Here is a 20,165-nt window from a genome sequence, read left to right on the forward strand (position 1 = left end):
ATGCCCTATCAAAGACGGACGTTTGAGTCTCGGATTGATTATAGTTTAATTTTGCCCGTTTTGATGTTGCTTTCAATCGGAGTTGTAGCTATTTACATTGCTGTTAGTCATGATTATCCTGACAATGCATGGCCCATGGTTGGTCAGCAGATTGCCTGGATTGCGGTGGGCTTCCTGCTCAGCTTTATCCTCATGTTTTTTAACACCAAGTTTCTCTGGAAAATTACGCCTTATCTCTATGTTTTTGGTCTTGGCCTCATGGTCTTGCCTCTGATTTTTTACAGCCAATCTCTGGTAGCCTCCACTGGTGCCAAAAACTGGATTGCTATTCGTGGTGTGACCCTCTTTCAGCCCTCGGAGTTCATGAAGATTTCATATATTCTCATGCTGTCGCGGCTGGTGGTTCATTTTCTCCAGAAACACAAGCAGGATGAGCGAACCTTGGCTTTAGACTTTTTTCTGATTCTGAAGCTTGGGCTCTACACAGTGCCTGTTCTGGTTCTGTTAACCCTTCAAAGTGATTTGGGCACAGCTCTGGTTTTTGTTGCTATATACGGCGGCATTGTTCTACTGTCAGGTGTTTCTTGGAAGATTATCCTGCCGGTCTTTCTGACGGGAGTCCTGCTATTGGGAGGATTTCTCTTTATCTTTATTTCCGATGGCGGCCGTGCCTTTCTGCATAATCTAGGCATGCCAACCTACCAAATCAATCGGATTTTGGCTTGGCTTCATCCTTTTGACTACGCTCAGACGACCACTTTCCAGCAAGCACAGGGACAAATCGCTGTCGGAAGCGGCGGTCTGACTGGCCAAGGCTTTAATGTCTCTAATCTCTTGGTGCCTGTTCGGGAAAGCGATATGATTTTTACCGTCATTGCAGAAGATTTTGGCTTTTTGGGCTCGACCATGGTTATCATGCTCTATTTACTGCTGATTTACCGCATGCTCAAGATTACGATTAAATCTAACAACCAGTTTTATACTTATATCTCAACTGGCTTTATCATGATGCTACTCTTCCATATCTTTGAAAATATTGGAGCAGTGACAGGGATTCTGCCTCTGACAGGGATTCCGCTGCCCTTTATCTCACAGGGTGGTTCTTCCATCATCAGTAATCTTATTGGTGTCGGTCTCCTGCTGTCCGTCTCCTATCAGAACAGCCTGGCGGATGAAAAGAAGGAGCGAATTCCTGCAGTCCGAAAAAAAGTCGTACTGAAGAAATTAAAATAAAGATAAAGTAAGTTTTTGACTCACAAATCAGATGCGATTTTGTGACTGGCTCATCTCAGAAAGGATATTTTCATGAAAAAAGCAGCTTTACTCTTAGCTCCCGGCTTTGAAGAAATCGAGGCCCTGACGGTTGTGGATGTCTTGCGCCGTGCAGGTCTTGTCTGTGATATGATTGGTTTTGATGAATCAGTGACTGGATCTCACGCCATCACTGTTCAAGCGGATCAGGTCTGGAAGGGCAGACTGGATGACTACGATATGGTCATTTTGCCAGGGGGGATGCCAGGATCGGCTAATCTTCGTGACGATGACCGCCTGATGCAGCTTTTGCAGGATTTTCAGCAGGCGGATAAATGTATCGCTGCCATTTGTGCCGCTCCCATTGCTCTTGACCGCGCAGGTATCTTGACTGGTAAATATTTCACTTGCTATGATGGTGCTCAAGACAATATTAAAAATGGAACTTACCGTAAAGAAACAGTTCTTGTTGATGGGAAGCTGATTACTAGCCGTGGTCCATCGACTGCCTTGGCTTTCGCCTATGAGCTGGTTCGTCAGCTGGGCGGAGACGCTGACCAGTTGGCTGATGCCATGCTTTACACAGATGTATTTGGAAACTAAAGAAGAGGCTGGGATTCATAATGTTTCCCAGCTTTTTTGAAGTCTTATGCACCTTTGCCGCCCCCTACATGGGACGGGTTCAGAGATGTTGGAATGGACGAAATTAGCAGCCATTTTTAAATTTTAGATTCTTTGAGATATTTTGTTTAGAAAAAGGGTTGAAAAAAGTCGGAAAAGTGCTGGGTTCGGGCAAATATTAGCCCCTTTTTCATGAAAATTATGGTATAATGAAAGGTATGAATTATCAAGATTACATCTGGGATTTAGGTGGAACACTCTTGGATAATTATGAAACTTCAACAGCAGCTTTTGTTCAAACCTTGAAAGAGTACGGTTTGCAAGCTGGTCATGACGAAGTTTATAAGGCCCTCAAGGTGTCTACGGACTATGCAGTCCAGCATTTTGCTCCCCAAGAAAAAGACTTTTTGAAGTTTTATAAGACCAATGAAGCAGAAGAGTTGACTCATCCTGTCTTATTTGACGGCGCAGCAGACTTGCTTAGGCGGATTGTGGACAAGGGTGGTCGGAACTTTCTGGTCTCCCACAGGGACAATCAAGTGCTGGAATTCTTGGAGAAAACTGCCATTGCATCAGCATTTACAGAAGTGGTGACATCGGCGAATGGCTTTCCAAGGAAACCCTCACCAGACTCCATGCTATATTTAAAAGACAAGTATCAGATTGTCTCTGGTTTGGTCATTGGTGACCGTCCACTGGATATTGAAGCAGGGCAGGCAGCTGGCTTTGATACCTATCTCTTTGATAATATGCAGCATCTTGAAGAATTTATAGATATTGATTAGAAAAGGAACACTATGACAGAAGAAAAGCAACAAGATATACAGGCCCAGGAATATGATGCCAGTCAGATTCAGGTCTTAGAAGGCCTAGAAGCCGTTCGTATGCGTCCAGGGATGTATATCGGTTCGACCTCCAAGGAAGGTCTGCACCATTTAGTGTGGGAAATTGTTGACAACTCGATTGATGAAGCTCTGGCTGGTTTTGCCAGTCACATTCAGGTCTTTATCGAAAAAGACAATTCCATCACAGTAGTGGATAACGGTCGGGGAATTCCCGTTGATATTCAGGAGAAAACAGGCCGTCCGGCCGTGGAAACCGTCTTTACTGTTCTCCATGCTGGAGGAAAATTCGGCGGTGGCGGATACAAGGTATCAGGAGGTCTGCACGGTGTGGGCTCTTCCGTTGTAAATGCCCTGTCCACTCAGCTGGATGTCCGCGTTTATAAGAACGGTCAGATTCATTACCAGGAATACAGTCGCGGTCAAGTAGTCGCAGACCTAAAAGTAATTGGTGAGACAGACCGTACAGGTACGACAGTTCACTTTACACCGGATCCAGAGATTTTCACTGAAACAGTAGAATTTGACTTTGAAAAGCTCAATAAGCGGGTGCAAGAATTAGCCTTCCTCAACCGTGGTCTCAGAATTTCCATCACTGATAAGCGGGATGGAATGGAGCAGGCCAAGGATTACCACTATGAGGGTGGGATTGCCAGCTATGTCCAATACATCAATGAAAACAAGGATGTAATCTTTGAAACGCCGATTTATACCGACGGCGAAATGGACGACATTACGGTTGAAGTAGCTATGCAGTATACGACTGGCTACCACGAAACAGTCATGAGCTTTGCTAATAACATCCACACCCACGAGGGTGGAACGCATGAGCAAGGTTTCCGGACAGCCCTAACGCGGGTTATCAATGACTATGCCAAGAAAAATAAACTTCTCAAAGAAAACGAGGACAATCTGACTGGGGAAGATGTGCGTGAGGGACTGACAGCGGTCATCTCTGTCAAGCACCCCAACCCTCAGTTTGAAGGTCAGACCAAGACTAAGCTGGGCAATAGCGAAGTGGTCAAGATTACTAATCGCCTCTTCAGCGAAGCTTTCTCAGATTTCCTTTTGGAAAATCCTGCGGTGGCTCGAAAAATCGTTGAAAAAGGAATTTTGGCATCTAAGGCTAGAATTGCTGCCAAGCGAGCTCGGGAAGTAACCCGCAAGAAGTCTGGCTTGGAAATTTCCAATCTGCCAGGTAAATTGGCTGACTGCTCGTCCAACGACCCTCAGGAAACTGAACTCTTCATCGTGGAGGGGGATTCAGCGGGTGGTTCAGCTAAGTCCGGTCGTAACCGTGAATTTCAGGCCATTCTGCCAATTCGTGGTAAGATTCTCAACGTTGAAAAAGCCAGCATGGACAAGATATTGGCCAATGAAGAAATTCGCAGTCTCTTTACTGCTATGGGAACTGGCTTTGGAGCTGACTTTGATGTCAGCAAGGCCCGCTACCAAAAATTAGTCATCATGACCGATGCCGATGTAGACGGTGCTCACATTCGGACCCTCCTCTTAACCTTGATTTACCGCTATATGAAGCCGGTTCTGGAAGCTGGATTTGTCTATATCGCTCAGCCGCCAATCTATGGTGTTAAGGTCGGAAGTGAAGTCAAAGAATACATCCAGCCAGGTGCTAATCAGGAAGAAGAGCTTCAAGCTGCTTTGGCTCGCTACAGTGAAGGTCGCTCCAAGCCAACCATTCAACGCTACAAGGGGCTCGGAGAGATGGATGACCATCAGCTGTGGGAGACAACTATGAATCCTGAACATCGCTTGATGGCTCGGGTTTCAGTGGATGATGCAGCGGAAGCTGACAAGGTTTTTGACATGCTGATGGGGGATCGCGTTGAACCTCGTCGTGAATTTATCGAAGAAAATGCTGTATACAGTACGCTCGACGTCTAAAAAAATCAGAAAAATCAACCATTATGGGCAAAAATATGATATAATCATTATGTTTGCTTTATAGTAACAATGTGAAGGAGTTCTATATGTCTATTGGACTAGTTATTCTCGTTGCTGTGGTAGCTCTGCTTTTGGTTGTCGGCTATGGTACTGCAGTTCTGATGAGAAAGAGAAATGAAGCTTTACTTCAAAATTTGGAGGAGAGAAAAGAAGCACTTTACAATCTCCCTGTGAATGATGAAGTTGAAGAAGTAAAAAATATGCATTTGATTGGGCAGAGTCAGGTAGCCTTCCGTGAATGGAATCAAAAATGGGTAGACTTGTCCTTAAATTCATTTGCTGATATCGAAAATAATCTATTTGAAGCAGAAGGTTACAATAATTCTTTCCGTTTCATAAAAGCCAAGCATGCCATTGGCAATATTGAGAGTCAGATTGATTTGATTGACGAAGATATCAAGATGATTCGTGCTGCCTTGGAAGATCTTAAAGAGCAAGAGTCTAAAAACAGCGGTCGTGTGCTCCATGCCTTGGATTTGTTTGAAAAACTGCAAACTCAGGTGGCGGAGAATGCAGACTCGTATGGGCAAGCCCTAGCTGAGATTGAAAAACAGCTGGAAAATATTCAGTCAGAGTTTTCTCAGTTTGTGACCCTTAATTCTTCAGGTGACCCGGTTGAGGCGGCTGAAATTTTGGATAAAGCCGAGGATCATATTCTTGCTTTGACACATATCGTTGAGAAAGTTCCTGCCATTGTCGAAGAGTTGACTGTGAAATTGCCAGATCAGTTGGAAGACTTAGAATCTGGTCACCGTAAGCTCTTGGAATCTGGTTATCACTTTATCGAAACAGATATAGAGTCGCGCTTCCAGCAGCTTCATGCAAGTCTCAAACGCAACGAAGCCAACATTTCAGCCCTAGAGCTGGATAATGCTGAGTATGAAAATGAGCAGGCGCAAGAAGAGATTAACGCTCTCTATGAAATTTTTACGCGGGAAATTGAAGCCCACAAAGTAGTGGAGAAGCTGATTAAAAACTTGCCTAGCTATCTGGCTCATACAAAGGAAAACAACCAGCAACTCCAAAAAGAGATAGAACGTTTATCTCAAACTTTCCTTCTCTCTGATACGGAAACTTCTCATGTCAAGGAGTTGCAGGCTGAGCTTTCTGCTCAGGAAGATGTGGTACTTAGCGCGGTAGAAGATTCCTCTGAAACCAAGCAAGCTTATTCTGTGGTTCAGGAAGAGTTGGAAGCTATCCAAGAGCGTTTGAAAGAAATCGAAGATGAACAGATTTCTCTTGGTGAAGCACTGGCTGAGATTGAAAAAGATGATGCTAATGCTCGCCAGAAGGTCAATATCTATGCTAACAAATTGCATACCATTAAGAGATATATGGAAAAACGCAATTTGCCAGGTATTCCAGACACTTTCTTAGAAATTTTCTTCTCAACCAGCAACAATATTGAAGAGTTGGTGAAGGAATTGGAAGCTACTCGAGTCAATATCGAATCAGTTAACCGTTGGCTGGAAATTCTAGGAAATGATATGGAGCAATTGGAAGAAGAAACCTATCGTATCGTCCAAGATGCTACATTGACCGAGCAGCTGCTGCAGTATTCAAACCGCTATCGTTCCTTTGATGATAATGTACAAGCAGCTTTCAACAAGTCCTTGTATGTCTTTGAACATGACTACGACTATGCTCAATCCTTGGAAATCATTTCAAAAGCTTTGGATCTTGTCGAGCCAGGTGTGACAGAACGCTTTGTGACATCCTACGAAAAAACACGCGAGAATATTCGTTTTTAAAAGAAGTTCCTTCGGGAGCTTCTTTTTTCATTCTCAGCAAAAAGGCTCTTATGTTATAATAGAGGGACAAATGAAAGTGGAAAGTCTATAAAAGAAATGAAAATGATTAAAAAATATATTACTCTCATTATTCTCGGAGGTGTAGCAGTTTTATCGATAGCATTGATAAATGGCTGGCGTCTGGATGATTACACTGTCCCAAAAAACAGAACAAGAGAACAGTATGATTTTGAAGGCACTTTTGAGCCAATGTTTAAGTTTTTAGAACAAGATAAAAAGGATTTTACTGGATTAAAGCTTTATAAGAGTAGTGTTTATATAGAAAAGGGAGACGAAGTGAAAGATTATGAGATTAGATTAGATACTACTCAATCTGACATTAAAGGTGACTATACAATAACAATCGGTGATAAAGAAGAGACTGTTCCTGTTACTTATTCTAACGGCAAACTAACTTACAGCTCAGAGATAAGTCCTTTATTTGATGAAGAGATTCTTAACTTAGTTGTTCAAAGAAATTATTTTGAATCCTTAGATGTGAAAGAGACTTTTAAGAGTGCAGAAACAGAGCTTCGCGATATCATCTACCAGCCAGAAAATCAATCTGAACTCTTTAAACATCTCAAAAACAAGTATGATCTACCAGAGGATACTACCTGTCGAATAAGATTAGATCACTCTAGTGGAACAATTTATGGGATTTCAATACTAATGGAATCGAAGGATGAGGCTGTTCAAATAGATTTAACTATATTTAAACAATAAGCTGGATAATCAATAATTGGGAAGGAGTAAGAGATGAAAAGAGTCAAAGGCTTGTTAGTCATGGATGTAGACAGCACCTTAATCATGGAAGAGGGGATTGATCTGCTAGGTGAGGAGGCGGGTGTAGGAGATCAGGTTGCGGCTATTACCGAACGTGCCATGCGAGGTGAATTGGACTTTGAAGCTGCTTTACGTGAGCGGGTCGCTCTTTTAAAAGGCCTGCCGGAGGATATTTTTGCTCGAATTGCTGAAAGGATTCACTTCACTCCGGGAGCCGAGGAACTGGTCTATGAGCTGCATAAACGTGGTTATAAAGTAGGCTTGGTGTCAGGTGGTTTTCATGAGACCGTGGACAGACTGGCTGAGCAGCTTGGAATTGACTACGTCAAGGCAAATCGTTTGGAAATCCAGCAGGGGCTTTTGACAGGCCAAGTCTTAGGAGAGATTGTCACTAAGGATACCAAGCTTGCCATGCTAAAAGCATGGGCAGCCGAAAACAAGTTGGAATTAAATCAAACGATTGCTATGGGAGATGGCGCCAACGATCTGCCTATGATTCAAGCGGCAGGGATGGGAATTGCCTTTATGGCCAAGCCGATCGTGCGCGAGCAGGCTCCTTACCAGATTCAAGAATGCAATCTCTATCGGGTCATTGATCTTTTAGACAATAGAAAAGAATAGGAGAGAGGCATGCATATTCTAATTGCACCGGATTCTTTCAAAGAAAGTTTGTCAGCTGCTCAGGTTGCTCAAGCTCTTCAGACTGGATTTTCTCAGGCCTTGCCAGATGCCAGCTTTGACTTGCTGCCAGTTGGTGACGGGGGCGAGGGGACAATGGCTGCGCTGACAGCAGCCTTGGGCTGGGCTGAATTTTACCACACTGTGGCTGGCCCCTTCGGTCAGCCAGTAAAAATGTCTTACGCCAGAAATGGTCAGCAAGCGCTTTTTGAGATGGCTGATTTGGTCGGACTCGCTTCTATTCCTCAGGAAAAACGAAATCCCTTGGCCATAGAGACCAAAGGATTGGGAGAATTGATTTTGCACCTAGCTGAAGATGGTGTCAGAAAGATTTTAGTTGGTGTTGGTGGTTCGGCCAGCAATGACGGTGGAATTGGACTGGCAGCAGGCCTAGGCTATGAATTTTTCGATGCGGAGAATCATAGACTGCGCCCCATTGGCTCGTCTTTGGGAAAGGTCGCTCGAATTTCAGCTGAGCAGGTTCCCGCTTTCTTGAAAGAAGTTGAGATTGAGATTTTGACGGATGTAGACAATCCTCTCTGCGGAGAGCGAGGTGCGACAACTGTTTTCGGAGGACAGAAAGGTCTATCTCCCCTACTCTTTTCTCAAGTAGACCAAGCTATGGCTGATTTCTATCAGTTGGTCAATCCTCAGGTGATTGATATGGATGGAGCTGGGGCTGGTGGTGGAATGGCAGCAGGACTGGTTGCTTTTGCCGGAGGAAAAATCGTTTCGGGTATTGAAACCTGTCTAGATTTACTGGATTTTGATGAAAGAGTCAAAAAAGCGGACTTGGTCGTAGTGGGCGAAGGACGGCTGGACCGTCAGTCTTTGGCGGGCAAGGTACCAGTCGGAGTCGCAAGACGAACACCAGAAGGCATCCCTGTACTGGCTATTTGCGGTAGCTTGGCAGATGATTTACCGGATTTCCCAGTTGAGAATATCCAGGCAGCTTTTCCGATTATTGCGCGAGCAGATAGTTTGGATAGGATTCTAGAGCAGGCGGAGCAAAATTTGATTCGCACAGCCAGAAATATTGGCAATGTATTAAAAATGAAAAAAAGCGGTTAGTCCGCTTTTTTTAGTAGGTATTCAATTTCTTTGACTATTATGCCTTTCTCAAAGAAGAAGATGTCACAAGACAGGTCACCAAAGTCATTTTCTAAAATGGTCACAATCCGATTCTGGTTGGGACTAAGCTGATAATAAGTGCAACGAAACTGGACGGGGTTCTTATGGTAGACTTTTTGAATTTTAGTCAGATAGTCAGCTTTACCTTTGATAATTTCGATTGTGTCACCTTCAAATTCCCAGCTAACATGATCAGAAAGAAAGGTCTCATAGGTTTGCCAATCGCGTTGATTTTCTGCTTCAAAGAAGGCAAAAAGTTTTTCTAAATTTTTCATCCTATCCAAACCATTTTTTCCAGAGGGAGCGCTTTTCTTTTGCTGGTTTTTCTGCTGGCTGAAGGAGTCCAGCAAACTGTTGGTTCATATCCTTATCATCTACTTGGACAAGATGGTCGCTATGGACAATCAGGCCAAAAGGAGAAGCCTGGTAATCACTTGAGACGATAGTCGCTTCGCAGCCCAGTTCCTTAGAGGTTTTTAGATAAAAGATTTGATTACTAGACTCGACTTCTGGAGAAATTTTGACAATTACAGGTTGACAGTTTTTCATGATGCTGCTGAGCATTTCCTTGAAATGACTGCGAATGAGAGAGCTGTTAGCTTGCTCAATAGAGCAGGAGGCCAGCACTCGCTCTTCAAAAGTCCCTAAAAATCTACGCTGTTCATCAGGGTTGAGCTTGACTCCGCCCTGAGCTTTTTCCATAATTACTTTATTAATATCAGTCATAATAAAATTGTACCATAAAAGGAGAAATTCTAAAAGGTCGAATCTTCTTTCTGATTTGCCGGAAAAACATTTATATAGTAAATTTGGAATCGTTTTCTTGTGCAAAATTTCTCAAATTTGCTTAGATTCTCTATTTTTCCTTGAAAAAAAAGCGTTTTTGAGGTATCATAGACTAGTAAATAATTTTAAATAATAAGGAGAGTAAGAAATGTCAATTATTACTGATGTTTACGCTCGCGAAGTCCTAGACTCACGCGGTAACCCAACACTTGAAGTAGAAGTTTATACTGAATCAGGTGCTTTCGGACGTGGTATGGTTCCTTCAGGAGCTTCTACAGGTGAGCACGAAGCAGTTGAACTTCGTGATGGCGACAAATCTCGTTACGGTGGTCTTGGTACACAAAAAGCAGTTGATAATGTAAACAATGTTATCGCTGAAGCTATTATCGGTTACGATGTTCGTGACCAACAAGCCATCGACCGTGCAATGATCGCTTTGGACGGTACTCCTAACAAAGGTAAATTGGGTGCTAATGCAATCCTTGGTGTGTCTATCGCTGTAGCTCGTGCTGCTGCTGACTACCTTGAAGTGCCACTTTACAGCTACCTTGGCGGATTCAACACTAAAGTTCTTCCAACTCCAATGATGAACATCATCAATGGTGGATCTCACTCAGATGCTCCAATCGCATTCCAAGAGTTCATGATCTTGCCAGTTGGTGCTCCAACATTCAAAGAAGCTCTTCGTTACGGTGCTGAAATCTTCCACGCTCTTAAGAAAATCCTTAAATCTCGTGGTTTGGAAACTGCCGTTGGTGACGAAGGTGGATTCGCTCCTCGCTTTGAAGGAACTGAAGATGGTGTAGAAACTATCATCGCTGCTATCGAAGCTGCTGGTTATGTTCCAGGTAAAGATGTATTTATCGGATTTGACTGTGCATCATCAGAATTCTACGATAAAGAACGTAAAGTATACGACTACACTAAATTTGAAGGTGAAGGCGCTGCTGTTCGTACATCTGCAGAACAAATCGACTACCTTGAAGAGTTGGTTAACAAATACCCAATCATCACTATCGAAGATGGTATGGATGAAAATGACTGGGATGGTTGGAAAGCTCTTACTGAACGTCTTGGTAAGAAAGTACAACTTGTTGGTGACGACTTCTTCGTAACAAACACTGACTACCTTGCACGTGGTATCAAAGAAGGTGCTGCTAACTCAATCCTTATCAAAGTTAACCAAATCGGTACTCTTACTGAAACTTTTGAAGCGATTGAAATGGCTAAAGAAGCTGGTTACACTGCAGTTGTATCACACCGTTCAGGTGAAACTGAAGATTCAACAATCGCTGACATCGCAGTTGCAACTAACGCAGGTCAAATCAAGACTGGTTCACTTTCACGTACAGACCGTATTGCTAAATACAACCAATTGCTTCGTATCGAAGATCAACTTGGTGAAGTTGCTCAATACAAAGGTCTTCAAGCTTTCTATAACTTGAAAAAATAATCTAACAGCATATAAGAGGAGCTAGGACTTAGTCCTAGCTTTTTTGATGTGTAAAGATATAACAATGGATATTTTTTGATTTAGGATCAACCCTAATTGATGAGAGGGAGATTTATCATCTTTGTCTAGAAAATTGCCTAGAAGTAGTGTATAGGGCTTGGTCATGCTCTTTCCCTTGAAAAATTAGAGGACAAGATGACAGTTTTTCTTTTGGAAAATATAATCAAGAGATCCCTGCGTTTCCTTGTGACTACTTGCTTGAAAAAGTGAGTGATTTACTGAAGATTTTATAGCTTTCTTGTATCAAAATCAGTCTTTTATGGTATACTAGCAAAGTGGAAGGAGGAGTACAATGGAAGAATTATTAAATCAGGTCTTACTATCACAGGATAGTGAAGTTTTCAATCAGATATTTGACGATTACTATGCCATTGATATTGCTCTTTCTTTGGAGGCTTTGGAGGATGAGGAAGGGAATCTCCTCAAAACCTTTACGGAAATGGCTAGCGATGATCAATTGGTAGAGATTTTAAAAGAAGCCGAGCCGGAGTTGCAACGGCAGATTATCCAATCGATTTCTTTCAAACGTACCAGCACTCTTTTTCATCTTATGCCAGATGATGATGTGGTAGATATTTTGGGTTACTTGAGTGTGGACTTGCGTAAGCAATACTTAAGTATGATGAAAAATACCAGTCAAGAGAATTTGAAAGCTATGTTGGCTTACGATCCTCAGACAGCTGGTGGTCTGATGACGACAGAATTCATCACCTTAAATGAAAATCTGACCGTCTCAGCAACTCTCAATAAATTGAGGGAGATTTCGCCCAATACGGAAGTTATTGATACCTTATTTATTAGAAATGTGCATCATTCGCTAGTTGGCTGGATTGATATCCGTGATTTGTTTATTCATGGTGCGGAGATGAAACTCAGTGAATTTATGAACACTCAGTTAGTAACTGTGACGCCAGAGGTTGACCAAGAGGAAGTGGCACAGCTTTCTGCCAAATATAATTTATCTGTCGTACCGGTCGTCAATCATCGGCAGGTATTGCTAGGAATCATCACAATTGATGATATCGTCGATGTTTTGCAAGAAGAGTATCAAGAAGATATCTTGCGGATGGGTGGTGTCCAAGAAAGTGAAGAAATTGGAGGACCTTTCAAAGAATCACTCAAGAAACGCTTACCTTGGTTGATGATTAACCTAGTGACAGCCTTTCTAGCTTCTGCGACAGTAGCACTTTTTGATGATACGATTTCAAAAGTTGTAGCATTAGCAGCGATTAGTCCTATTATCACGGGAATGGGTGGAAATTCTGCCTCTCAGACACTTGCTTTGGTTATCCAGGGAATTGCCTTGGGAAAACTGGATCTGAAAGAAGATCGGAATTTAGTATTCAAAGAAATCGTGCTAGCTTTGGTTAATGGTTTCTTTACAGGCTTGATTGCAGCGATTGTCATGTTTGTCTTCTATCAAAATTTCTATCTGTCTGTTATTGTGGTATTGGCTATGATGATTAATCTAGCATGTGGTGCTCTATTTGGTTACTTTGTACCGCTGATTATCAAGACACTGCATCAGGATCCGGCTCTAGCCTCGACCATTTTCATTACCACGGCAACAGATGTATTGGGTTATCTAGCTTTTCTAGGCTTAGCACAAATTTTCTTACCATTAATTGTATAAAAAATGATACACAAAAAACGCTTGAAAAATCAAGCGTTTTTGTTTTCTTAGTTGTCGAACAAACCTTTAACTTTATCAATAGCACCGCTGGCCATTTCATTTCCAGCTACTAATTTTTTAGCTTGATCAAGGTATTCACCGAGTTTGTCTTTGTTTTCTTCGATAAACTTTTTGGCGCCATCAAAGTCTTTCTTTTCAATCATTTCTTTTACCTGGTTAAATAAATCTACTGGATTCATAGCTGTTGCTCCTTAGTAATTTTTTATACTATTTAATCAAATTTCTAATAGAAAAACAAGAAATCTGCTTATTTAAAGGTCACGCAAACAGCTTCGGGAACGTAGAAATCATGGGAGATTTCTGTTAATTTTCCACTCTCTACATCGCGTTTGAAGATGGTTGCATTGTCTGAGTCTTGATGGACAGCAATGATATGGTTTTGATCCGGTGTGATGTTGAAATCCCGTGGATTTTGGCCATTGGTAGGTGCAATCTGGATTAACTCTAAGCTGCCGTCAGCTAAGATTTTGTAGACGGCAAGAGAGTCATGACCACGGTTGGAACCGTAGAGGAACTTGCCATCAGCAGACAGGCGAATAGCAGCTGTTCCATTGGCTTCTTCAAAGTCCTCTGGTAAGGTGGAGATAGTTTGCAGGTGTTCAAAATGCCCGACTCCATCGTAAATCAGGACTTCAATAGTAGAATTAAGCTCACAAATCAAATAGGCGATTTTGTAATGATGGTGGAAAACGATATGGCGGGCACCAGCTCCAGCGGCACACTTGTAGGTGTTCAGAGGAGCGATTTTTCCGTCTTCAGCAATATCATAGGTGGTGACTTCATCAGTTCCCAAGTCGCAGGTGATCAGGTATTGATCTGGTGTAAGGTCAGCATAGTGGACGTGGGCTGAAGCTTGGTTGGCATGCGGTCCTTGACCTTGATGGATAGCTGAGTCAGCCAGTTCCAGTCTGCCATCAGCCAGTCGTCTGTAGACCAAGACTTGTCCCTTATGATAATTGGCACCGTAAACCAAGTCACGTTCTTCGTCTACTGCGACATAGCAGAGCGGAGCCCCTTCTTCAACGACATGGTTGAGGAGCTGACCTGCCTGGTCAAAGACTGCAATACCTCCCTGTCCGTCCTTTGCTCCGACAGAATAGAGATGTCCAGCTTTGTCGAAGGCTAGGTAGGTTGGACTTGGCTCTTCAGCAACCAAGGTCAAGTTTTCTAGTGTTTCCTTGTTAGAATTGAAATCTGCCTTGTAAATTCCCTTGGAATCTTTGCGAGTATAGGTTCCAAAGTAAACCGTTTGTGTCATGACATTACCTCGTATGTATTTAGATTGCTTGCTACTATTATATCATAAAAGCAGATGATAGGTCTTGGAGCGGAGGATTTGCCTGATTTTCAAAAGAATAGTATTGGTTTTGAAAAAACAGATAAAAAACAGATAGCGGGTAGGAAGGGGATAGATGGCTTTGTTAGAATAGAATTGTTCAAAAAAACAAATACTGTCAGGAAGCAACAAACTTCCTGCTTGCTAAAACAAAGGAGAAATCAAATGAACGTTAAAAAAATTGCTATGCTCGTTGCTCTTATCGGAATGTCAGGATTCTTTTTAGCCGCATGCGGAAATAAAGAAGCTGATAACTCAGAAATTAAGGACGGGAAACAAGTGGACTTCCAGAAGGATGCTGTTGATAAGAAGACCAAGACAGTAGATGGGAAAGAAGTGACAGAATACACAATGCCTGATGGAAATGTTATCCAAATTCCAGCAGATGGTGAGGAAATTCCAGAAGATGGATCAGGATCTAGCTCAGAAGCTGAATAAAGATTAAAACATGTAGGTTGGAGGCAATATGTTTCGAAGAAAAAAAATGAATCGTAAGACCATTCTATTGGGCAGCACGGTCATTCTTGCTTGTGCTGGGCTGGGAGGCTATCTGTATTTTAGACAGATCAATCAACAACAGGCCATGAAAATGGTAGATAAGACGATTGATTCGCTGACAGTCCAAGAAGCTGTCAATAACAGTAAAAAAACAAGCCTGGTTTTATCTGGGGAAGTAGTTGCCAACAATAGCAGTAAGGTCAAGATTGACCCTTCTAAAGGGGAAGTCAAGGAAGTATTTGTCAAAAATGGAGATACCGTTACACAAGGGCAGCCGCTCTTTTCCTATGTGACAGAGCAGCAATTGACAGCCCAGTCGGCACAATATGATGCCCAGTCCAAGGCTAATGGCATTACAGCTGCTCAAAACAGCGCTGCGATTAAATGGGAAACCTATAATCGCAAGTTGGCCAGTCTCAATGCTCTCAAAGACAAATACAATTCCAGTCAGGATGAGTCACTGCTGGAGCAGATTAAGTCTGCTGAAGACGAGCTGGCTCAAGCGCTGAGCGATGCCAAGACGGCGGATAATGAAGTAACGACAGCTCAGATTGAGGCTGAAAAGGCTCAGGTGACAGCTCAGACAGAATCAGACCGAATGAAGTATGATACTGTGACTGCCGATACAGCAGGAACAATTACCTCTATGAATGAAGATTTGCCCAATCAGTCCAAGGCCAAAAAGGAAGAAGAAAACTTTATTGAGATTATGGACAAGTCCAAAACTCTGGTCAAAGGGACTGTCAGTGAATTTGACCGTGAGAAGCTGAGTGTTGGCCAGAAAGTGGAAGTGGTGGATCGCAAGGATCCTAAGAAACGCTGGAGTGGTACAGTAACTCAGGTCGGCAGCCTGACAGCAGAAAATACTTCCAATAATAATGGTGGGAATAAGCAACAGGAAAACCCCAACCAAGGTAAGTATCCTTATACTGTAGAGCTGGATCAAGGTGGTGAAATGCCACTGGTGGGCTCCCATTCCTATGTCAACATCGTGGAGAATGCTCCCGAGGCCGGCAAGGTAGTTGTCAATAAGGCCTATACTTTCAGTAAAAATGGCAAGACCTATGTCTGGAAAGTAGAGGGTAAGACTCTGAAAATGCATGAAGTCAAGACCAAGAAAGTGTCTGACCGTTTGGTAGAGATTACAGAAGGTTTGACTATGCAGGATACCATTTCGACCCCAAGAGCTGGTATGGAAGAAGGGATGGAGGTAGGACAGCATGTTAAAGCTTAAGGATATCCACAAATCTTATCAGCAGGGCAGTCAGGAATTTCCAATTTTAAAAGGAATTGATCTGCATGTGAAAGAGGGGGATTTTCTGGCTATCATGGGACCATCTGGATCTGGCAAGTCCACTCTGATGAACATTATCGGCTGTCTGGATAAGGCAAGTTCAGGGACTTATCATATTGAAGGGACCGATGTGTCTGAGCTGTCTGACAATCAGCTGTCCGATTTGCGCAATCAGAAGATTGGCTTTGTTTTTCAAAATTTTAACCTCATGCCCAAGCTAACAGCCTGCCAAAATGTAGAACTGCCTCTGACTTACATGAAAATTCCTAAAAAAGAGAGACGGGAGCGGGCGATGGAAATGCTGCGGTTAGTCGGGCTGGAAGAAAGAAGTGATTTCAAGCCTATGGAGCTGTCCGGTGGTCAAAAGCAGCGGGTAGCTATTGCACGAGCCTTGGTAACCAATCCCAGCTTCATCCTTGGTGACGAACCAACTGGGGCTCTGGATACCAAGACCAGTGTGCAGATTATGGACCTTTTCAAGCAGTTTAATGATGAGGGAAAGACCATTGTCATCATTACCCATGAGCCGGAAGTAGCTCAACTCTGCAAGCAGACGGTTATCCTGCGGGACGGTAATATAGAGAGCAAAGCGATAGGATAGAAAGGAAGCTTTATGGAAGATATTTTTGTAGCTCTGAATTCAATCTTGTCGCATAAAATGCGCTCTATGCTGACCATGTTGGGGATTATCATCGGGATAGGCGCCATCATCGCTATCTTTTCTATCATTGAGGGAAATACGGAAAATACTAAGCGTCAGCTCATTGGCGGGAATAATAACACAATCAAGGTCGTCTATGACAAGAAAAGCGCCATCATCCAACCATTCCAGAGAAATCTCAAGCTCAGAAACCTTCTTATATTCCCTTTATGGGAGAGGATGTATTAAGCAAGATTAAGGAAATCTCTGGGGTCAAGAATGCTCTGCTGACCTATGGTACAGATGAGAAGATTTACTACCTGAGCCAAAAATCATCTGGGAAGATTCAGGCGGTTTCGCAGACAGCCGCTGACATCAAGCAGCAACGTCTGCTAGAAGGTGAAGGATTTGACTCAGAAGCCTTTAAAAATCAGGAGCAGGTGACCTATCTGGAAAAGTCGCTTTATGATAGTCTTTTTCCAAAGGGTGATGGTATCGGTAAATATGTTGAAGTTTTGGGCAATCCCTTTAAGGTTATTGGCGTGTTTGAGTCTACTGAGCAGAGTGGCTTAACAGCTGGTGCGGAAAAGGTGGCCTATATTCCCTTGCAGCAGTGGCATCGGATTTTTGATACCATTAATGTCAGTCCTGAAGTGACCGTCCAAACCCACAAGGCTGATGATTTGAAGAAGGTTGCCAAGAAGGTCAGTGATTATCTCAATCAGCAAATGCCACCGTCGGACTATATGTTTGGTGTGCTCAACCTGCAGGAATTTGAACGGCAGCTGGATAATCTTAACAAGTCTAACTTCGTCTTGCTAGCAGGTATTGCCAGCATCTCTCTCCTAGTCGGAGGTATCGGTGTTATGAATATCATGCTGGTTTCAGTGACAGAGCGGACTCGTGAAATTGGGATTAAAAAGGCTCTGGGAGCTCGGCGGAAGATCATTCTCAAGCAGTTCCTGATTGAGGCAGTTATCCTGACCCTGATGGGAGGAATTATTGGCGTGGTGGCTGGTATCGCCTCGGGCTTTGCCATCACCCAGTCTCTAGCCTATCCTTATATTTTATCCCTCTTTTCTGTCTTTGTAAGTTTGCTCTTTTGTTGTATAATAGGAGTAGTATTTGGGCTCCTGCCAGCTGTGAAAGCATCCAAGCTGGATCCAATCGAGGCCCTGCGATTTGAATAGGTAAAGGAGAAAAATCTAAGTATGCACAAGATTCTAGTGGTGGAAGATGATACGACGATTAATCAAGTGATTTGCGAGTTTTTAAAGGAAAGTCAGTATGAGGTGAGGCCGGTCTTTGATGGTGGCGATGCCTTGCAGGCTTTTGAAGAAGAGCCCTTCGATCTGGTCATCTTAGATATGATGCTGCCGACCAAGAGTGGTCTGGAAGTACTGAAGGAAATCCGCAAGACTTCACAGATTCCGGTCATGATTTTGACAGCTCTGGATGACGAGTATACCCAGCTGGTCAGCTTTAACCATCTCATCAGTGATTATGTAACCAAGCCTTTTTCACCGCTAATCTTGGTCAAACGGATTGAGAATATTCTGCGCAGAAATACTCTTGCTTCAGAGATTGCTGTTGGCGACCTGACGGTTTCTATTGATGACTGCACGGTTTACTGGCAAGGTGAGAAAATGCCTCTGACCAAGAAAGAATATGAAATCTTGCAGACTCTGGCTAAGAGGAAGGGCCACTTGGTGACCCGTGATCAGCTGATGAATACCATTTGGGGCTACAGCGAGCTGGATAGCCGGGTACTGGATAATCATATCAAGAATATCCGCAAAAAGATTCCTGGTGTGCCACTGAAAACCATTACAGGTATGGGCTACCAGCTTGGAGGAGAAGACAAGTGAAAATTGTCAAAAAGAACTTTCTCTTGACCTCGTCCATCATTTTCGTGGTGGTGACTATCGTTCTAGCCAGTCTTTACTTTGCCATGCCAGTGTATTATCAGCAGGTTAAGAGTGGAGAAGCTCAGCGGGAATTTGACCAAGTTTCCAAGCAAGTCAAGGGAAAGTCCAGTCAGCAAATCGGCGAGCTGTTGAGTGATTATAGTAAAAAGAGCAATCTAATTTGGTTTACCTTGCTGGCGAAAGACAATACGATTCTCTATCCCTCTCTTGAAGCTGGCGATGAAAGTTCTTTGCAACTGACCATCGTCCCAACGATTGCCAACAGTGACTATGAGAGCAAGAGTTTATCAGAAAGTTTTCGAACTTCTGATGGTAAAGAAGTTGTCCTGAGAGGGGAATACTCCTTACAGCCGGTTTCTGATGCTAGCCGGATTTTGCTCAATCTCTATCCATTTGTCTTGCTTGTATCTCTAAGTTTGGGTGGTCTGGCAGCCTATCTCTACAGCCGGACTTCTAGTCAGCGGATCAAAGCCATCTCTAAGAGCACCCGTCAAATGACGAGTCTGGCTCCAGATGTGACCTGTCAGGTCAAGGGGCGCGATGAGATTGCCGAACTGGCCCAAGATATCAATCACCTCTATGCTAATCTACTGACCAGTATCGAGGCTCTGCGCCTAGAAAATGAAAAGGTAGCAGAAAGCGAGCGGGAAAAGGCTGAGTTCTTACGGATGACATCGCATGAGCTCAAGACACCCATTACCAGCATGATGGGGATGGTTGATGGCATGATTTATGGTGTAGGAGAGTTCAAGGATCGAGACAAGTACTTGCAGAAGTGTCGAGAAATCCTAGAGGAGCAGTCTGAGTTAGTCCAGTCTATCTTAGCCATTTCTAAACTGGAGATGAAGACTGAAACTGAACAGGAAGTCTTTTCACTCAAGCAGGTCTTGGAGGAAAATCTGAGTACCTATCGAGTTTTAGCAGATGTCAGACACTACCATTTTCAAGTTGAGCTGGCAGAAGCGAAGGTCAAGGGTAACCGCACTTATCTGCTCAAGGCTATCAAGAATCTTCTGGACAATGCCTTTCATTACACAGTAGAAGGCGGAGAGATTCTACTCAGGCTGGAAGAACACGAGTTAGTCATCGAAAATGAGGCGGAACGAGTCTTAAACAAAGACCAAATTCAGCAGATTTTTCAGCCTTTCTACCGGCCAGACTACAGTCGCAATCGTAAGGATGGCGGGACTGGTCTGGGACTCTTTATCGTTCAGCAGATTTTGGATAAGCATGGTCTCCGTTACCAGTTTGAAGCTGTTGATGGGCGGAAAATGCGCTTTAGCATTTCTCTGCCGGCTGTCGAGAAATAGCCTTGTATTCTAGCTGGCCCTGCAGGAGCCGAAGAGAGAAGTCAGAAGCTGTATTTTGCGAAAAATACAAGTCTCCTGTCTCCTCTCTTTTTTTGCTTTTCCA

The 20,165-nt window shown here is 43.2% G+C and carries 21 protein-coding genes; 17 read left to right on the plus strand and 4 right to left on the minus strand.

Annotated elements, in window-relative coordinates; genetic code table 11:
* From SSV_RS03900 to SSV_RS03935, 8 genes are all read left to right on the plus strand, one after another.
* A complete protein-coding gene (locus SSV_RS03900; protein ID WP_072073765.1) occupies positions 1 to 1,233 on the plus strand; it encodes an FtsW/RodA/SpoVE family cell cycle protein in 1,233 nt (410 codons plus the stop codon).
* A gap of 72 nt (positions 1,234 to 1,305) precedes the next feature.
* Positions 1,306 to 1,854 (plus strand): DJ-1 family glyoxalase III, encoded by a 549-nt coding sequence (locus SSV_RS03905; RefSeq protein WP_072073766.1) that lies wholly within the window; start codon positions 1,306 to 1,308, stop codon positions 1,852 to 1,854.
* Between the two features lie 236 nt (positions 1,855 to 2,090).
* The gene (locus tag SSV_RS03910; RefSeq protein WP_304362491.1) at positions 2,091 to 2,657 is read left to right on the plus strand and encodes an HAD-IA family hydrolase; all 567 of its coding nucleotides are present in this window, start codon (positions 2,091 to 2,093) and stop codon (positions 2,655 to 2,657) included.
* A gap of 12 nt (positions 2,658 to 2,669) precedes the next feature.
* Positions 2,670 to 4,619, plus strand: coding sequence for a DNA topoisomerase (ATP-hydrolyzing) subunit B (gene gyrB, locus SSV_RS03915; RefSeq protein ID WP_072073768.1), 1,950 nt, complete (start codon positions 2,670 to 2,672; stop codon positions 4,617 to 4,619).
* A gap of 86 nt (positions 4,620 to 4,705) precedes the next feature.
* On the plus strand, positions 4,706 to 6,430 hold the full coding sequence (gene ezrA, locus SSV_RS03920; protein WP_072073769.1) for a septation ring formation regulator EzrA: 1,725 nt from the start codon (positions 4,706 to 4,708) through the stop codon (positions 6,428 to 6,430).
* 96 nt (positions 6,431 to 6,526) lie between these two features.
* A complete protein-coding gene (locus tag SSV_RS03925) occupies positions 6,527 to 7,195 on the plus strand; it encodes a hypothetical protein (RefSeq protein WP_072073770.1) in 669 nt (222 codons plus the stop codon).
* Between the two features lie 33 nt (positions 7,196 to 7,228).
* Entirely contained in the window at positions 7,229 to 7,876 is a 648-nt protein-coding gene (gene serB, locus SSV_RS03930; protein ID WP_072073771.1) for a phosphoserine phosphatase SerB, read from the plus strand.
* A 9-nt stretch (positions 7,877 to 7,885) separates the two neighbouring features.
* Positions 7,886 to 9,004: a glycerate kinase family protein gene (locus SSV_RS03935; RefSeq protein ID WP_072073772.1), complete on the plus strand. Its 1,119-nt coding sequence runs from the start codon at positions 7,886 to 7,888 to the stop codon at positions 9,002 to 9,004.
* Here SSV_RS03935 and SSV_RS03940 read toward each other — a convergent pair.
* Both SSV_RS03940 and SSV_RS03945 read right to left on the minus strand, forming a co-directional pair.
* A complete protein-coding gene (locus SSV_RS03940; RefSeq protein ID WP_072073773.1) occupies positions 9,001 to 9,339 on the minus strand; it encodes a nuclear transport factor 2 family protein in 339 nt (112 codons plus the stop codon). The genes SSV_RS03935 and SSV_RS03940 overlap by 4 nt on opposite strands.
* A 1-nt stretch (position 9,340) precedes the next feature.
* A complete protein-coding gene (locus SSV_RS03945; RefSeq protein ID WP_072073774.1) occupies positions 9,341 to 9,790 on the minus strand; it encodes a DUF1694 domain-containing protein in 450 nt (149 codons plus the stop codon).
* Positions 9,791 to 9,998: 208 nt separating this feature from the next.
* On the opposite strand from SSV_RS03945, the gene eno reads away from it, so the two are divergent.
* Together eno and mgtE are read left to right on the plus strand one after the other, a co-directional pair.
* Positions 9,999 to 11,303, plus strand: a complete 1,305-nt coding sequence (gene eno / locus SSV_RS03950; RefSeq protein WP_002897814.1) for a surface-displayed alpha-enolase — start codon at positions 9,999 to 10,001, stop codon at positions 11,301 to 11,303.
* Positions 11,304 to 11,655: 352 nt separating this feature from the next.
* A complete protein-coding gene (gene mgtE, locus SSV_RS03960; protein WP_072073775.1) occupies positions 11,656 to 12,996 on the plus strand; it encodes a magnesium transporter in 1,341 nt (446 codons plus the stop codon).
* 47 nt (positions 12,997 to 13,043) lie between these two features.
* Here the strand turns inward: mgtE and SSV_RS03965 are convergent, their stop codons facing one another.
* Together SSV_RS03965 and SSV_RS03970 are read right to left on the minus strand one after the other, a co-directional pair.
* Positions 13,044 to 13,235: a hypothetical protein gene (locus tag SSV_RS03965; protein WP_002910045.1), complete on the minus strand. Its 192-nt coding sequence runs from the start codon at positions 13,233 to 13,235 to the stop codon at positions 13,044 to 13,046.
* 68 nt (positions 13,236 to 13,303) lie between these two features.
* Positions 13,304 to 14,314, minus strand: a complete 1,011-nt coding sequence (locus tag SSV_RS03970; RefSeq protein ID WP_072073776.1) for a lactonase family protein — start codon at positions 14,312 to 14,314, stop codon at positions 13,304 to 13,306.
* Between the two features lie 243 nt (positions 14,315 to 14,557).
* On the opposite strand from SSV_RS03970, the gene SSV_RS03980 reads away from it, so the two are divergent.
* Genes SSV_RS03980 through SSV_RS04005 form a run of 7 tightly spaced genes read left to right on the plus strand, consistent with a single transcriptional unit; the run spans position 14,558 to position 20,062 of the window.
* Positions 14,558 to 14,830: a YgdI/YgdR family lipoprotein gene (locus SSV_RS03980; RefSeq protein WP_002895853.1), complete on the plus strand. Its 273-nt coding sequence runs from the start codon at positions 14,558 to 14,560 to the stop codon at positions 14,828 to 14,830.
* Between the two features lie 28 nt (positions 14,831 to 14,858).
* Positions 14,859 to 16,124, plus strand: a complete 1,266-nt coding sequence (locus tag SSV_RS03985) for an efflux RND transporter periplasmic adaptor subunit (protein ID WP_072073777.1) — start codon at positions 14,859 to 14,861, stop codon at positions 16,122 to 16,124.
* On the plus strand, positions 16,111 to 16,785 hold the full coding sequence (locus tag SSV_RS03990) for an ABC transporter ATP-binding protein (protein WP_072073778.1): 675 nt from the start codon (positions 16,111 to 16,113) through the stop codon (positions 16,783 to 16,785). Before SSV_RS03985 ends, SSV_RS03990 begins: the two co-directional genes overlap by 14 nt.
* 12 nt (positions 16,786 to 16,797) lie before the next feature.
* On the plus strand, positions 16,798 to 17,073 hold the full coding sequence (locus SSV_RS12390) for an ABC transporter permease (protein ID WP_441005777.1): 276 nt from the start codon (positions 16,798 to 16,800) through the stop codon (positions 17,071 to 17,073).
* A complete protein-coding gene (locus tag SSV_RS03995; protein ID WP_441005778.1) occupies positions 17,055 to 18,014 on the plus strand; it encodes an ABC transporter permease in 960 nt (319 codons plus the stop codon). The genes SSV_RS12390 and SSV_RS03995 overlap by 19 nt, the downstream gene beginning before the upstream one ends.
* A gap of 21 nt (positions 18,015 to 18,035) precedes the next feature.
* A complete protein-coding gene (locus SSV_RS04000) occupies positions 18,036 to 18,692 on the plus strand; it encodes a response regulator transcription factor (RefSeq protein WP_002915478.1) in 657 nt (218 codons plus the stop codon).
* Positions 18,689 to 20,062 (plus strand): sensor histidine kinase, encoded by a 1,374-nt coding sequence (locus SSV_RS04005; RefSeq protein ID WP_072073779.1) that lies wholly within the window; start codon positions 18,689 to 18,691, stop codon positions 20,060 to 20,062. Before SSV_RS04000 ends, SSV_RS04005 begins: the two co-directional genes overlap by 4 nt.
* The last annotated feature ends 103 nt before the right edge of the window (positions 20,063 to 20,165 follow it).

Origin of the sequence: Streptococcus sanguinis (assembly GCF_001078705.1) — a bacterium.
Classification (GTDB): Bacteria; Bacillota; Bacilli; order Lactobacillales; family Streptococcaceae; genus Streptococcus; species Streptococcus sanguinis_D.

Coding starts and splice junctions, on each gene's coding strand:
- SSV_RS03900 (WP_072073765.1), top strand. CDS start 1: ATGCCCTATCAAAGACGGACGTTTGAGTCTCGGATTGATTATAGTTTA.
- SSV_RS03905 (WP_072073766.1), top strand. CDS start 1,306: ATGAAAAAAGCAGCTTTACTCTTAGCTCCCGGCTTTGAAGAAATCGAG.
- SSV_RS03910 (WP_304362491.1), top strand. CDS start 2,091: ATGAATTATCAAGATTACATCTGGGATTTAGGTGGAACACTCTTGGAT.
- gyrB (WP_072073768.1), top strand. CDS start 2,670: ATGACAGAAGAAAAGCAACAAGATATACAGGCCCAGGAATATGATGCC.
- ezrA (WP_072073769.1), top strand. CDS start 4,706: ATGTCTATTGGACTAGTTATTCTCGTTGCTGTGGTAGCTCTGCTTTTG.
- SSV_RS03925 (WP_072073770.1), top strand. CDS start 6,527: ATGAAAATGATTAAAAAATATATTACTCTCATTATTCTCGGAGGTGTA.
- serB (WP_072073771.1), top strand. CDS start 7,229: ATGAAAAGAGTCAAAGGCTTGTTAGTCATGGATGTAGACAGCACCTTA.
- SSV_RS03935 (WP_072073772.1), top strand. CDS start 7,886: ATGCATATTCTAATTGCACCGGATTCTTTCAAAGAAAGTTTGTCAGCT.
- SSV_RS03940 (WP_072073773.1), bottom strand. CDS start 9,339: ATGAAAAATTTAGAAAAACTTTTTGCCTTCTTTGAAGCAGAAAATCAA.
- SSV_RS03945 (WP_072073774.1), bottom strand. CDS start 9,790: ATGACTGATATTAATAAAGTAATTATGGAAAAAGCTCAGGGCGGAGTC.
- eno (WP_002897814.1), top strand. CDS start 9,999: ATGTCAATTATTACTGATGTTTACGCTCGCGAAGTCCTAGACTCACGC.
- mgtE (WP_072073775.1), top strand. CDS start 11,656: ATGGAAGAATTATTAAATCAGGTCTTACTATCACAGGATAGTGAAGTT.
- SSV_RS03965 (WP_002910045.1), bottom strand. CDS start 13,235: ATGAATCCAGTAGATTTATTTAACCAGGTAAAAGAAATGATTGAAAAG.
- SSV_RS03970 (WP_072073776.1), bottom strand. CDS start 14,314: ATGACACAAACGGTTTACTTTGGAACCTATACTCGCAAAGATTCCAAG.
- SSV_RS03980 (WP_002895853.1), top strand. CDS start 14,558: ATGAACGTTAAAAAAATTGCTATGCTCGTTGCTCTTATCGGAATGTCA.
- SSV_RS03985 (WP_072073777.1), top strand. CDS start 14,859: ATGTTTCGAAGAAAAAAAATGAATCGTAAGACCATTCTATTGGGCAGC.
- SSV_RS03990 (WP_072073778.1), top strand. CDS start 16,111: ATGTTAAAGCTTAAGGATATCCACAAATCTTATCAGCAGGGCAGTCAG.
- SSV_RS12390 (WP_441005777.1), top strand. CDS start 16,798: ATGGAAGATATTTTTGTAGCTCTGAATTCAATCTTGTCGCATAAAATG.
- SSV_RS03995 (WP_441005778.1), top strand. CDS start 17,055: ATGGGAGAGGATGTATTAAGCAAGATTAAGGAAATCTCTGGGGTCAAG.
- SSV_RS04000 (WP_002915478.1), top strand. CDS start 18,036: ATGCACAAGATTCTAGTGGTGGAAGATGATACGACGATTAATCAAGTG.